Source organism: Pseudacidovorax sp. (assembly GCF_017991995.1).
Lineage (GTDB): Bacteria > Pseudomonadota > Gammaproteobacteria > Burkholderiales > Burkholderiaceae_C > Xenophilus.
Genome location: NZ_JAGOPN010000008.1, coordinates 200961 through 214170, shown reverse-complemented (window position 1 = coordinate 214170; position 13210 = coordinate 200961). Strand labels below are relative to the sequence as shown.

Annotated in this window: 14 protein-coding genes and 1 pseudogene; 11 read left to right on the top strand and 4 right to left on the bottom strand. The window is 69.7% G+C overall.

Annotation, left to right across the window (positions count from 1 at the left end):
• The first annotated feature begins 51 nt into the window (after window positions 1-51).
• The 5 genes from KBC94_RS13345 to queC all read left to right on the top strand — a co-directional run bounded on the left by KBC94_RS13345 (window position 52) and on the right by queC (window position 4286).
• Window positions 52-2334 (top strand): ABC transporter ATP-binding protein, encoded by a 2283-nt coding sequence (locus KBC94_RS13345; RefSeq protein WP_294370708.1) that lies wholly within the window; start codon window positions 52-54, stop codon window positions 2332-2334.
• Entirely contained in the window at window positions 2334-2816 is a 483-nt protein-coding gene (locus KBC94_RS13340; protein WP_294370707.1) for a DUF1854 domain-containing protein, read from the top strand. The genes KBC94_RS13345 and KBC94_RS13340 overlap by 1 nt, the downstream gene beginning before the upstream one ends.
• Window positions 2817-2881: 65 nt before the next feature.
• Window positions 2882-3109, top strand: coding sequence for a hypothetical protein (locus KBC94_RS13335; RefSeq protein ID WP_294370705.1), 228 nt, complete (start codon window positions 2882-2884; stop codon window positions 3107-3109).
• On the top strand, window positions 3106-3543 hold the full coding sequence (locus KBC94_RS13330) for a TA system VapC family ribonuclease toxin (RefSeq protein ID WP_294370704.1): 438 nt from the start codon (window positions 3106-3108) through the stop codon (window positions 3541-3543). The genes KBC94_RS13335 and KBC94_RS13330 overlap by 4 nt, the downstream gene beginning before the upstream one ends.
• Before the next feature lie 17 nt (window positions 3544-3560).
• A complete protein-coding gene (queC, locus tag KBC94_RS13325; RefSeq protein WP_294370702.1) occupies window positions 3561-4286 on the top strand; it encodes a 7-cyano-7-deazaguanine synthase QueC in 726 nt (241 codons plus the stop codon).
• On the opposite strand, the gene KBC94_RS13320 is transcribed toward queC, so the two are convergent.
• A complete protein-coding gene (locus tag KBC94_RS13320; protein WP_294370701.1) occupies window positions 4241-6031 on the bottom strand; it encodes an ABC transporter ATP-binding protein/permease in 1791 nt (596 codons plus the stop codon). The two genes, queC and KBC94_RS13320, sit on opposite strands and share 46 nt — an antisense overlap.
• 202 nt (window positions 6032-6233) lie before the next feature.
• Here KBC94_RS13320 and KBC94_RS13315 point away from each other — a divergent pair, with 202 nt between their 5' ends.
• Both KBC94_RS13315 and KBC94_RS13310 read left to right on the top strand, forming a co-directional pair.
• Window positions 6234-6365, top strand: a complete 132-nt coding sequence (locus KBC94_RS13315; RefSeq protein WP_294370700.1) for a hypothetical protein — start codon at window positions 6234-6236, stop codon at window positions 6363-6365.
• 4 nt (window positions 6366-6369) lie between these two features.
• The gene (locus tag KBC94_RS13310; RefSeq protein WP_294370697.1) at window positions 6370-6798 is read left to right on the top strand and encodes a DUF1810 domain-containing protein; all 429 of its coding nucleotides are present in this window, start codon (window positions 6370-6372) and stop codon (window positions 6796-6798) included.
• A gap of 14 nt (window positions 6799-6812) precedes the next feature.
• Here the strand turns inward: KBC94_RS13310 and KBC94_RS13305 are convergent, their stop codons facing one another.
• Complete coding sequence (locus KBC94_RS13305) at window positions 6813-7730, bottom strand: 5'-nucleotidase (RefSeq protein ID WP_294370695.1); 918 nt, start codon at window positions 7728-7730, stop codon at window positions 6813-6815.
• Window positions 7731-7843: 113 nt separating this feature from the next.
• Here KBC94_RS13305 and KBC94_RS13300 point away from each other — a divergent pair, with 113 nt between their 5' ends.
• Together KBC94_RS13300 and KBC94_RS13295 are read left to right on the top strand one after the other, a co-directional pair.
• Window positions 7844-8803: a hypothetical protein gene (locus KBC94_RS13300; protein ID WP_294370694.1), complete on the top strand. Its 960-nt coding sequence runs from the start codon at window positions 7844-7846 to the stop codon at window positions 8801-8803.
• A 42-nt stretch (window positions 8804-8845) separates the two neighbouring features.
• Window positions 8846-9673, top strand: coding sequence for an enoyl-CoA hydratase-related protein (locus KBC94_RS13295; RefSeq protein ID WP_294370693.1), 828 nt, complete (start codon window positions 8846-8848; stop codon window positions 9671-9673).
• A gap of 43 nt (window positions 9674-9716) precedes the next feature.
• Here the strand turns inward: KBC94_RS13295 and KBC94_RS28870 are convergent, their stop codons facing one another.
• Both KBC94_RS28870 and KBC94_RS28865 read right to left on the bottom strand, forming a co-directional pair.
• Window positions 9717-10070, bottom strand: a complete 354-nt coding sequence (locus KBC94_RS28870; RefSeq protein ID WP_354322119.1) for a hypothetical protein — start codon at window positions 10068-10070, stop codon at window positions 9717-9719.
• Window positions 10071-10284: 214 nt separating this feature from the next.
• Window positions 10285-10410, bottom strand: a pseudogene (locus tag KBC94_RS28865) (LysR family transcriptional regulator); the annotation flags it as partial.
• Between the two features lie 131 nt (window positions 10411-10541).
• Between KBC94_RS28865 and KBC94_RS13285 the strand changes: the two are divergent.
• Together KBC94_RS13285 and KBC94_RS13280 are read left to right on the top strand one after the other, a co-directional pair.
• On the top strand, window positions 10542-11876 hold the full coding sequence (locus KBC94_RS13285; protein ID WP_294370692.1) for an amidohydrolase: 1335 nt from the start codon (window positions 10542-10544) through the stop codon (window positions 11874-11876).
• A gap of 203 nt (window positions 11877-12079) precedes the next feature.
• Window positions 12080-13201, top strand: coding sequence for a Fic family protein (locus tag KBC94_RS13280; RefSeq protein ID WP_294370691.1), 1122 nt, complete (start codon window positions 12080-12082; stop codon window positions 13199-13201).
• Window positions 13202-13210: the final 9 nt, after the last annotated feature.

Here is a 13210-nt window from a genome sequence, read left to right as displayed (position 1 = left end):
CCGGCGCGCGGGTGGGACCTGCCACAGGTCCTCGACCATCCAACACAACGAATGACAAATCACGATTCAGTCGGTGCCCCAGGGGGCGAATCGGCCTCGGCGGCACGCGTCCCTGCTGTCGGAGAAAGCCGCGTGCCGGTGTCGGACAACGTTCTGGTCAGCCTTTTGGTTGACCTGGACGAGGCGCTGCGCTTCGCTCATGAGACCCAGCTGCACCTGACGCCGACCCAGTTGCGCGAGGTCTCGCCCGATGGCCGCGCGCGGATCTGGCCGCTGGCGGCGCCGGGCCTGCAGCTGCGTCTGGCCGAGCATGCTGGCGTCGCGACGCTGGATCTGCTGGGCCCCCAGGGCCTGTTGGCCCGCTGGCGCTTCACCCTGGTCGGGCAGGCGGCGGCCGTGCGGCTGGTGCGGTTGTTCGAGCAACTGCGCGGCGGCGGCCTCCAGCCCGAGGCTACCGAGAGCGAGGAGGCGGTCGACACCGAGCTGCAGTCCGCCCCCTCCACCTGGGTGCTGCTGCGGCTATGGCGCTTTGCCCATCCCTATCGCCTGCAGCTGTTCTGGGGGTTTGCCCTGACCCTGCTGGCCACCGGCGCCACGCTGGTGCCGCCCTACCTGACCATCCCGCTGATGGACGACATCCTGATCCCCTACCAGAACGGCAAGCCCATCGCCCCCGGCGAAGTGGCGCTGTATCTGAGCGGGCTGCTGGGCGCCGCGCTGGTGGGCTGGGGCCTGGGTTGGGCGCGCACCTACCTGCTGGCGCTGGTCAGCGAACGCATCGGCGCCGACCTGCGCACCACCACCTACGAGCACCTGCTGACCCTGCCGCTGGACTACTTCGGCGGCAAGCGCACCGGCGACCTGATGGCGCGCATCGGCTCCGAGACCGACCGCATCAACGTCTTCCTCTCGCTGCATGCGCTCGATTTCCTCACCGACCTGATCATGATCGGCATGACGGCGGTGATCCTGGTGTCGATCAACCCGCTGCTGGCCGTGGTCACGCTGGTGCCGCTGCCCATCATTGCCTGGATGATCCATGTGGTGCGCGACAAGCTGCGCACGGGCTTCGAGAAGATCGACCGGGTCTGGAGCGAGGTCACCAATGTGCTGGCCGACACGATTCCGGGCATCCGCGTGGTCAAGGCCTTCGCGCAGGAGAAGCGCGAGGCCGAGCGCTTCCGCGCCGCCAACACCCACAACCTGCAGGCCAACGACCGGCTCAACCGCACCTGGAGCCTGTTCACGCCCACCGTCACGCTGATGACCGAGATCGGCCTGCTGGTGGTGTGGGCCTTCGGGGTCTGGCAGGTGGCGCGCGACCACATCACGGTGGGCGTGCTCACGGCCTTCATCGCCTACATCGGCCGCTTCTACACGCGGCTCGATTCGATGAGCCGCATCGTCTCGGTGACGCAGAAGGCGGCGGCCGGCGCCAAGCGCATCTTCGACATCCTCGACCACGTGAGCACCGTGCCCGACCCCGTGCAGCCCGTGCGCCTGCCACAGGTGCAGGGCGCCATCGAGCTGCGCGGCGTGGGCTTCCGCTACGGCGCGCGCTCGGTGATCCGCGACCTCAACCTGCAGATCCGCCCGGGCGAGATGATCGGCTTGGCCGGCCACAGCGGCTCGGGCAAGAGCACGCTGGTCAACCTGATCTGCCGCTTCCACGACGTGAGCGAGGGCGCGATCCTGGTCGACGGCCAGGACGTGCGCCGCTTCGCCGTGGCCGACTTCCGGCGGCATGTGGGGCTGGTGCTGCAGGAGCCCTTCCTCTTCTTCGGCACCATCGCGCAGAACATCGCCTACGGCCGGCCCGATGCCAGCCGCGAGGAGATCGTGGCCGCCGCCCGCGCCGCCCATGCGCACGACTTCATCCTGCGCCTGCCGCAGGGCTACGACTCGCTGGTGGGCGAGCGCGGCCAGGGCCTGTCCGGCGGCGAGCGCCAGCGCATCAGCATCGCTCGCGCGCTGCTGATCGACCCGCGCATCCTGATCCTGGACGAGGCCACCTCGGCCGTGGACACAGAGACCGAGAAGGAGATCCAGAAGGCGCTGGACAACCTGGTCAAGGGCCGAACCACCATCGCCATCGCCCACCGCCTGTCCACGCTGCGCAAGGCCGACCGGCTGGTGGTGATGGACCGCGGCGAGATCGTCGAGGTCGGCCCGCACGACGAACTCATGGCCCGCCAGGGCGCCTACTGGCGGCTCTATCAGGCGCAGCAGCGCCAGGCCGATGACGAGGAGAAGGCCCAGGCCGACGTGGCCGAGATCGCCTCGGTGGCCGTGGCGCTCGACACCCATGCCGCCCATCCTGCCGGAGATGCCTGATGTCCGTTGACGCTCATGACGACGCCACCTTGCCGCTGCAGCGCGATGCCCTCGGCGCCTTGCTGTGGACGGGCCCCACGGGCCGCGCCGAGCCCGTCGTGCCGGTGCGGGCCTTTCCCCTGAGCGCGCCCGGCGAAGGCGTGTCGCTGGTGGGCGCCGACGGCCGCGAGCGCTGCTGGATCGCCCGCACCGATGCGCTGCCGCCCGCCACGCGCGCCCTGCTCGACGAGGCGCTGGCGCCGCGCGACTTTGCGCCCGAGCTGCAGCAGCTGATGGACGTCTCCACCTTCGCCGTGCCCAGCACCTGGACCGTGCGCACCGACCGGGGCGACACCCGCTTCGTGCTGCGCGCCGAAGAGGACATCCGCCGGCTCGAAGACGGCGGCCTGCTCATCACCAGCGCCCACGGCGTGCACTTCCGCATCTCCCGCCCGATGGCGCTGGACCGCGCCTCTCGCAAGCTGCTGGAGCGTTTTCTCTGAGGCAGGACCGGGATGCATCAGTTTCGATAGACTGCATCAAGTCCAGTTTTCTGCATCATTCCGCCATGCGAACCACCGTGACGATCGACGACGACGCATTCGGCACCGCCCAGGCCTATGCGCAGGCGCGCGGGTTGAAGTTGGGCGAGGCCCTGTCCGAGCTGATCCGGCGGGGCAGCAGCGAGCGCCTGGCGCTGCGCAAGTCGGGCGAGGTCTGGGTGTTCGACCTGCCGCCGGACACGCCGCGCGTCAGTGCCCGGCAGGTGCGCGACCTGCTGGACGAAGCGCCGTGAGCCACCTGCTGGATGCCAATGCGCTGATCGCCCTGTGCTGGCCGGCGCACGAGCACCACGAGCGCATGCTGGCCTGGTTCCGCACGCATGCGCGGCAGGGCTGGGCCACCAGCGTGCTCACGCAGTCCGCGCTGGTGCGCATCGTCTGCCAGCCGGCCTTTGCCGGCCGGGCGGTCTCGGTGCAGGAGGCGGGCGAGCTGCTGCTGCGCAACACCGCACATCCGCGGCATCGGCTGCTGCCCTTGGATTTCGGCTTTGCCGAGGTACTCGGGCATTGCACCGGCGGGCTGTTCGGCCATCGGCAGATCACCGACGCCTGGCTGCTCACCCAGGCGATCCGATCGGGTGTCCGGTTGCTCAGCTTCGACAGCGGCATCGACAGGCTGCTTGCATCGCCCGCCGAACGGGCCCGGCACATCGCGCGTCCTGCTTGAACACCTGAGAGTCTTCCATGCACACCACCGCCCTCGTCCTCTTCTCTGGCGGGCAGGATTCCACCACCTGCCTCGCCCATGCCCTGAACCGCTACGAGCGGGTGGAGACGCTGGGCTTCGACTACGGCCAGCGCCACCGCATCGAGCTGGAGGCCCGCACCCACGTGCTGGCCCGGCTGCGTCGGCGCTTTCCGGGCTGGTCGCGGCGCCTGGGCGAGGACCATCTGCTCAAGCTCGACGTGCTCGGCCAGATCGGCGGCTCCTCGCTCACCGAGGACATCGCCTTCGCCATGCAGGCCAATGGCCTGCCCAATACCTTTGTGCCCGGGCGCAACCTGCTGTTCCTGACGCTGGCCGGCGCGCTGGCCTACCGCCGCGGGCTGCAGGTGATCGTCACCGGCGTTTGCGAGACCGACTACTCCGGCTACCCCGACTGCCGCGACGACACCATGAAGGCCATGCAGCTGGCGCTGTCGCTGGGGCTGGACCAGCGCCTGCTGATTGAGACGCCGCTGATGTGGATCGACAAGGCCCAGACCTGGCAGCTTGCCGAATCGCTGGGCGGCCAGGGCCTGGTGGACCTGGTCGTGGAGGACACCCACACCTGCTACGAAGGCGACCGCACGCACCGCCACGACTGGGGCTGGGGCTGCGGCCACTGCCCCGCCTGCCAGCTGCGGGCCCAGGGCTGGGCGGGCTACATCGAGGGTGACGTCGGCAGCGGCGCATCCTCCACTGCGTAGGCGGCCTCGCCGTCGCGCCGGGGGCGCAGCGTCCAGCGCCGCGCGTGGTGTTCCTTGAGCGTGGAGCGGTGCGCGATCGACACGATGGCGCCGCGGGCCTGCTTCACCATGTCGGTCAGCCGCTTGTAGATGGTGGCCTCGGCGTCCTCGTCCAGCGCGCTGGTGGCTTCGTCGGCCAGCACCCAGGCCGGCTTCTTCAGCAGCACGCGGGCGATGGCCAGGCGCTGGCGCTCGCCGCCGGAGAGCTTCTGGCTCCAGGCGTCCTCGCGGTCCAGCTGGTCGGCCAGTTGCGGCAGGAGGGCGTCGACCAGGGCCTGGCGCAGGGCCTCGTCGCCGTAGTCGGAGGCCGGGGCCGGGTAGGCCAGCGCATCGCGCAGCCGGCCGTCCGGAAAGTAGGGCTGCTGCGGGATGAACATGGTGTCCTTCGGCATCGCCACCGCGCCCTGCGCGTGCGGCCAGATGCCCGCCAGCGTGCGCAACAGGCTGGACTTGCCGCTGCCCGAGGGGCCGTGCACCAGCACCGTGTCGCCGGGCGCCACCCGCAGCTCGGCACCGCGCAGCAGCGCCTGGCCGCCGGGCAGGCCCACGGTCAGGCCATGGGCCTCGATGTCGGCCGCCGCGGTGTCGCGCGACAGGGCGTCGTTCTCGCGCGACTGGGCCGTGAGGCTGTCCTCGAAGCCGGCCAGACGGTCGGTGGTGGCCTTCCAGGCTGCCAGCGACATGTAGTTGTCCACCAGCCAGGACAGCGAGTCCTGCACCCGGCCGAAGGCCGAGTTGATCTGCATGAGCTGGCCCAGCTGGATGGCGCCGCTGAAGTAGCGCGGCGCCGCCACGATCAGCGGGAAGATGATGGCCGCCTGGCCGAAGAAGCTGCTGAACCAGGTCAGGCTCTTCTGATTGCGGATCAGCGCCAGGTAGTTGCCCATCACGTCGGTGAAGCGCAGGTCGAGGTGGCGGCGCTCGACGCCCTCGCCGCCGTCGAGCGCGATGGCCTCGCTGTACTCGCGCACGCGGATCATGTGGTGGCGGAAGTTGGCCTCCAGCATCTGCTGCTGGAAGTTGAGCTGCACCTGCGGCCTGCCGATCCAGTGCGCGATGGCGCTGCCCACGGCGCAGTACAGCACCGCCGCCCACACCATGTAGCCGGCGATCTCCCAATGCCCGCCGCCCGGCAGCGGCACCGTGAGCGAGCCGCTGAGCGTCCAGAGGATGCCCACGAAGCTGAAGAGGGTGACCAGCGCATTGAGGATGCCCATCGACAGCGTCACCGTGTAGGTGGTGAACAGGTTCAGGTCTTCCTGGATGCGCTGGTCGGGGTTGTCCGGATGGCTGCCGTTGCCGGTATAGCGCGCCAGCTCCAGGCGGTAGAAGGCCTTGTGCGACAGCCAGCGGCCCATGTAGTGGTCGGTCATCCACACGCGCCAGCGCAGCTGCAGGATCTGCGTGAGATAGAACTTGTAGACCGCGATCACGATGTAGATCAGCGCCAGCCAGCTGAAGCGGCCGATCTGCTGCCAGAACACGGCCTGGTCCTTGTTCTGCAGCGCGTCGTAGAACACGCGGTACCACTCGTTGATCTGCACCAGCATGTAGACCGCGCCCAGGTTGAGCGCCACGATGGCCGCAAGCAGCCCGCGGGCCTTCCATTTCTGGTCGGAGTTGAAGTAGGGCGTGGTCAGCGACGCGATGCGGCGCAGCGTCTGGCCCAGTCCGGGGCGTGAGGGGTGTGTGGGGGCGGTGCTCATCGTGGATGGAGTCGAAGCAGGGATCGGGCCGCCAGCGCCGTGAAGGCGCGCAGGCGTGCCCGATCCTAGCGAGGCGGTGCAGGGCCTGCCTTAAACCGGACTGAAAGCGGCATCCCGCCCGTCTGGCGCGCTGCCCGCGCTGGCGGGCGGGGCATGGCCAGCCCGCTTGGCCGTCGCCGAACGGCGGCCTAGGATGAGCTGCATGAAGTCCCTTTTCCTCCTCCTGGCCGGTCTGGCCTTCCTGCTCGCCGGCTGCAACGAGAAGCCGAAGCCGGGCGGTCCGCTGCCCAAGGCCGGAGCGCCCGCGTCGTCTGCGGCCGCAGCTGCGGCCTGAGCCCATGCCGCCGGACGCCTTCGACCTGGTGCGCTTCGTCGACGCGCAGGCGCCGGTGTATGCGCAGGTGCGGGCCGAACTGGCCGCCGGCCGCAAACGCACGCACTGGATGTGGTTCGTCTTTCCGCAGCTGGCGGGCCTGGGCCGCAGCGCGATGGCGCAGCGCTATGCCATCGGCTCGCGCGGGGAAGCCGTCGCCTACCTCGCCCATCCGCTGCTGGGCGCGCGCCTGCGCGAGTGCAGCGCGCTGGCGCTGTCGGCACAGGGGCCGGCCATCGGCGACATCCTCGGCGCGCCGGACGACCTCAAGTTCCACTCCTGCATGACCTTGTTCGATGCCGTGGCCCCGGCCGGCGAGACCTTGTTCGCCCAATGCCTGCAGCGTTTCTTTGGCGGCGAGCGCGATGCGGCGACCCTGGCGCGCCTGGGTTGAAGCGGTCGCCGGGCTCAGCCCTGGGGTTCAGCGCGCGGCAGGTTGCTGATGCCGCTGGCCACGTGCCCGGCCGGCACATGCCGGGCGGCCGAGCGCACATGGCCGGTCTGGTCGTCGAAGAAGAAGTCGGGCTCGAACTCGCGCAGGAAGCCGCCCTTGTCCAGCCCGGCCAGGAACATCGCCTCGTCCACGCGGATGTTCCAGCTCATCAGCGTCTGGATGGCGCGGCGGTGTGCCGGCGCGCCGCGGGCCGTGACCAGCGCCGTGCGGATGCGCATGCCGGTGCTGGCGGCCTGCTGCAGCCGGTGCAGCGCCACGAGAAAGGGCGCCAGCGGCCCCGCGCCCAGCGGCACGGCGGCCTTGTCCACCTCATGCGCCTGGAAGGCCGCCAGGCCCTGCTGCTGGTAGACGCGCTCGGCCTCGTCCGAGAACAGCACCGCGTCGCCGTCGAAGGCGATGCGCACCTCGTCCGGATGCTGGTTGCCGGCCAGGGCCGATTCCACACTCACATGCGCCGCCGCGAAGCCTGCAGCCAGCGCCTCGCGCACGTCGTCGGCATTGGCCGAGAGGAACAGGTCGGCCCGCAGCGGTGTGAGATAGCGGAAGGGCGGCCGGCCCTGGGTGAACACCCCGCGCTCGATGGCGAGCTCCGCCGCCGCGCCGGAGTTGAAGATGCGCATGCCCGAGACCGGGTCGTTGCGCGACAGGATCACCACCTCCACCCGCTGCACGCCATCGGCGTTGAAGCGCAGCAGCTTGCGCACCAGTGAGTAGGCGATGCCGGGCTGCGCCGGTACCTCCAGCCTTTCCAGTTGCAGCCGCATGTAGGCGGCCGGGTCGCCGGCATCGAACAGGCGGTTCTCTTCCTCCAGATTGAACAGGGCGCGCGAGGAGATCGCGACCACGAGCTTGTCGTCCAGGGTGACCGGCATGGGATTGGAACGGAGGGCGGGAGGCGGAGCAGGCATTGTGCGGCAGCGCCGCCGGCTGCCCCCAGTGACGCAGGTGACAGCCGCCGTCCCCGGCTTGCGCCACCATCGCGGCCATGAGCCTGCCCACCGCCGACACCCCCTTCGCCACGCCGCTCGCCCTGTCCGGCCCGCTGCGCCAGCCGCGCCAGATGCTGGCCGACCAGACCTACGACGGCCACAAGTCCATCCACGACGATGCCACGGCCGGCAATCTCGGCCTGCGCGCCGGCCCCATCGAAGGACCGACGCACTTCAGCCAGTTCGACCCGCTCCTGGCGCGCCTCTTCGGCCGGCAGTGGTTCGAGACCGGCTGCATCAGCGCCCATTACCAGACCATGGTGGTGGAAGGCGAATCGGTGCGCGCCTTCGTCGACCTGCCCGAGCCCGGCGCCACGCTCGTGCGCATCCGCGCCGAGAAGGCTGACGGCACGCCGGTGCTCACCGGCACGGCCTCGGTCGGCGAGCCCGGCCAGCCGCACGAGCTGGAACAGCGCATGGCCCGGCTGCGCCCCGCCACCGGCCTGGTCATCAACCGCGACCTCCAGGTCGGCCAGCGCGGTGCCGTGCCCGAGACGATCCGCATGGGCTTCGACCAGCACATGGGCGACCACTATCCCTTCACGCTGCGCGACAAGCTGGCGGCCATCACCGAGCCCTGCGATTGGTACACGCCCGAAGGCGGCGCCCGCTCGCCGTGGGGCCGGCCCATCATCCCGATGGAGATGATCAGCGTGCTGCTGGGCAGCACCATCGCCGAGGCGCAGCTGGGCGGGCGCAAGCCGGCCGTGGGCCTGTTCGCGGGCCAGCAGATCCGCCTGATCAGTGGGCCGCTCTTCGTCGACCAGGACTATGCGCTGGAGCGCGAGATCGTCGCGCTGAGCGAAAGCGCCCGCACCGAGTCCACCTGGGTGCGCACCCGCGTGTTCGAGCTGCCCAGCCGCACGCTGGTGGCCGAGATGATCCTCAACGGGGCGGTGATGAAGGCCTCGTACCCGCACTACGAGCACGAGGCGCGCGAACTCGGCCTCGCCTGAGAGCCAGCACCATCCCCTTCCATGACAACGATGGAGACTTCCATGACCGCATCCACGATCGACACCGGAACACCGGACCTGCAGGCGCAGCTCGACGCCGGAGTGCTGACCCTGATCCTCAACCGTCCGCAGGCGCGCAATGCCATGACGCGGGCCATGAACGAGGCCCTGGCCCGCGAACTGGCGCGCGCCGAGCTGGACCCCGAGGTCCGCTGCGTGGTGCTGACCGGCGCGGGCGGCGCCTTCTGTGCCGGCGGCGACGTGAAGAACATGGCGGCCTCGGGCGATGGCACCGTCGGCGCGCTCACCATCGACCAGGCCATCCATCGCCAACGCGTCAACCAGCGCGAGACGGCGGGCCGCCTGTTCAAGATGCCCAAGCCCACGCTGGCCGTGCTGCCCGGCCCCGCGGCGGGTGCCGGCCTGGCGCTGGCCCTCGCCTGCGACCTGCGCCTGATGGCCAGCAACGCCATCATGACGACCGCCTTTGCGCGCGTGGGCTTCTCGGGCGACTACGGCGGCAGCTACTTCATGACCCAGCTGGTGGGCGCCGCCAAGGCGCGCGAGCTGTATCTGCTGTCCGATCGCGTCTCGGCGGAGGAGGCACTGCGTCTCGGGCTGGCCAACTGGGTGTGCCCGTCCGAGCAACTGGCCGGCCGCGCCCACGAGATCGCCACCCGCCTGGCGAATGGCCCGGCCGTGGCCTACCGCTACATGAAGGAAAACCTCAACCGCGCGATGGCCGGCGAGGTGGACGAATGCCTGGATCTGGAGGCCACGCATCACATCCACTGCGGCCAGACCGAGGACCACCGCGAGGCGGCCAAGGCTTTCGTGGAGAAGCGCGAGCCCGTGTTCAAGGGGCGCTGAGGCCCGCCCGCGCCTCGCGCCGGCGCTCCGGCGTGCGGCGCATTCAGTCGTGCAGATGGGCGGCGATGACCTCACGCAGCAAGGGCAGAGCGGGCGCCTGCTGCCGCCGAGCCTGGGTCACGAGCCCGAATCGGGCACCGCCCTCGATCTGCGGCCGAACTGACAACTCGACCAGGTCGGGGGCCGCAGCGCGGATCGCCAGGAGCACGGCATCGCTGTGACGGGTGAGCTCGATCAGCCGCGTCAGCTCGTTGCAGCGCAGTCGCACGCACACATCCGGATGCGCCTGAGGTCCATAGGCCGCCACCATGCCGCGGCCCACGTGATCGCCCAGCGGCGTGGAGGCGATGGGGTACTTCTGCAGATCGTCGAAGCCCAGCCTGGGTGTCGGCCTCACTGGCGCGCAGCAGCAGCGGTGTGCTCAACAAGGCACCGGGGCCGGAGCCCAGTCCCACCCGCAGTGTCGAGGCATGGCCCGCACGAAGCCGTTCGCCAGTGAGCGCCAGTTGGTCCGCGTCGTGCACCAGTTGTCGGGCCTGCTCCAACAGCTCGCGGCCGAAGTGCGTGAGTTCGCTGCGGCGGCCCACGCGGTCGAACAGAGGGCCGCCCAGCGTGGCCTCGAGCGCACGGATGCTGCGGCTGAGGGCTGGCTGGGTCAGGTGCAGCGCCTGGGCCGAACGCGTGAAGGAGCCCGTGTCCGCCAGCGAAAGAAAGTGGCGCAACTGGACCAGCGTCATGGAATCCGGCGCGTGATGGTGCGCGGCTTTGCATGAGTCGAATGCATGCCAGAGCATAGAACAATGCATTGGACGCCTGACAGCGCATTGCCTAGATTCCGCGGGTCGCCCACGGACCACTGCGCCACACCATGATTTCGTCGCTCTCGATTCGCCAGCTCTCACTCGCCGTCCTGGCTGCCTGCGCCATCGCGCCTGTCAGCGCGCAGATCGTTTCGCCCGAGAAGATTCAGCCGCTCGTCAACGGCATGTACGGTCAGCTCGATGCGCTCTACAAGGACCTGCATGCCAACCCGGAGCTGGGATTTCAGGAAGTGCGCACGGCCGGCAAGCTCGCCGCCGAGCTGCGTGCCCTGGGCTTCGAAGTGACCGAGAAGGTGGGTCGAACCGGGCTGGTGGCGCTGTACCGCAACGGCGCCGGCCCGACGGTGATGGTGCGCACCGAGCTCGACGCCCTGCCGATGGAAGAGAAGACCGGCCTGCCCTACGCCAGCCGCGCCAAGGCCCAATGGAATGGCCGCGAGACCTTCGTCGCCCACAGCTGCGGCCACGACATCCACATGGCCAGCTGGGTGGGCACGGCCCGCACGCTGCTGGCCCTCAAGGACCAGTGGAAGGGCACGCTGATGTTCATCGCCCAGCCTTCCGAAGAGACGGTCAGCGGCGTCAAGGCCATGGTGGACGACGGCCTGTTCACGCGCTTCCCCAAGCCGGACTTCGCCTTCGCGCTGCACACCAGCCCCTCGCCCTACGGATTCGTCGGCTACCGCGCAGGGCCGGTCACTTCGGCCTCGGACAGTCTGGAGATCACCTTCAAGGGCCGCGGCGGCCACGGCTCGGCGCCGCACGCCACCATCGATCCGATCACCATGGGCGCGCATTTCGTCAGCGATGTGCAGACGGTGGTCAGCCGCGAAAAGGACCCGGGGGAATTCGGCGTCGTCACCATCGGCGCCTTCCAGGCGGGCACGGCGGGCAACATCATCCCGGATACGGCGAAGCTCAGCGGCACCATTCGCAGCTACAAGCCGCAGGTGCGCGAGAAGCTGCTCGATGGCATCCGCCGCACGGCGCTGGCTTCGGCCGCCATGGCCGGCGCGCCCGAGCCGGACGTGCGCCTGGGCGCCGACAGCAGCACCGGCGCCTTGGTCAACGACCAGGCGGTGGTCGACCGCACCGTCGCCGCCCTGCGCAGCCAGTTCGGTGAGGCGCGCGTGGTGCAGGTCATGCCCATCACCGCCAGCGAGGACTTCTCCGTCTTCACCGACGCCGGCATCCCGTCGATGTTCTTCTTCGTCGGCGTGACCGATCCCAAGGACGTGGCCGAGTCGATGAAGAAGGGCGGCAAGCCACTGCCCTTCAACCATTCGCCCTTCTTCGCACCGGTGCCCGAGCCGTCGATCAAGATCGGCGTGCAGGCGATGACCTCGGCGGTGCTGACGGCGATGAACACGGCCGGGCGTTGAGCCGCTGTCCTGAGCCCCATTCCGCACGCCCTGCACCCTCATCCCGTTGCCCTGAGCCTGTCCTAGGGCGGAACGGCGCGCAGGGCCTTTTCCGGTGCGGGCCAGGGCAGTCCTCCAGAACTGCGGCGGATACGTTGGTCATTCGCCGCAAAAAGTGCGGCGAATGACTTGCGCATTCGCCGCGTCCCCCGTTTAATCGCCGCATGGAAAGCGGTGAATATCTCTACATCTGGCAGTCGCCCGATTGGCCGGCCTGGCGCTACGACCTTGCTGCGCTGGCCCAACCACTGGAAGACGTCAGCCGCGCCCAGGGCCTCCTGCTTGGCCGGCTGGCCGACGTGGGCCTGGAACTGCGGGACCGCGCCAGCCTGGCCGCGCTCACAGACGACGTGCTCAAGACCAGCGAGATCGAGGGCGAACTGCTGAACCCGGCCTCCGTGCGCTCCTCCATCGCCCGCCGGCTGGGGCTGGACATCGGCGCTCTCGCGCCGGCCGATCGGCATGTGGACGGCGTGGTGGAGATGGTGCTCGACGCCACCGGCCGCAGCGCCGATCCGCTCACGGCCGAGCGCCTGTTCGGCTGGCATGCGGCGCTGTTCCCGACCGGCTACTCGGGCCTGTCGCGCATCGCCGTCGGCCGCTGGCGCGACGATGCCACCGGGCCGATGCAGGTGGTCTCGGGCCCGGTGCACCGGCGCAATGTGCACTTCGAGGCACCTCCGGCCGATCGACTGGCGGCGGAAATGGTGCGCTTCCTGGCCTGGGCGGAGGCCGAGGGCAGCCGCGTGCCGGCGCTGGTCAAGGCGGGCCTGGCGCATCTGTGGTTCGTCACCGTCCATCCTTTCGACGATGGCAACGGTCGCATCGCCCGGGCTGTGGGCGACCTGTTCCTGGCGCGCGCCGATGGCGCCGGGCAGCGCTTCTACAGCCTGTCGGCGCAGATCCAGCGGGAGCGCAATGCCTATTACGACATCTTGGAGCGCACGCAGAAGGGCTCGCTGGACGTGACCGCCTGGCTGGCGTGGTTCCTGGCCGCGCTTGGGCGTGCGCTGGAGAGCGCGCAGACCGCGTTGAGCGCCGTGCTGGCCAAGGCACGCTTCTGGCAGCACTGGGCGGGCACCGCCTTCAACGAACGGCAGGCCAAGCTGATCAACCGGCTGCTCGACGGCTTCGAGGGCAAGCTCACCAGCAGCAAATGGGCGGCCATCGCCAAATGCTCGGCCGACACGGCCCTGCGCGACATCACGGCGCTGCTCGAACTGGGCGTGTTGCGCAAGGCGCCCGGCGGTGGGCGTAGCAGCGCCTACAAATTGGTGATGCCCTGACTGACAAAG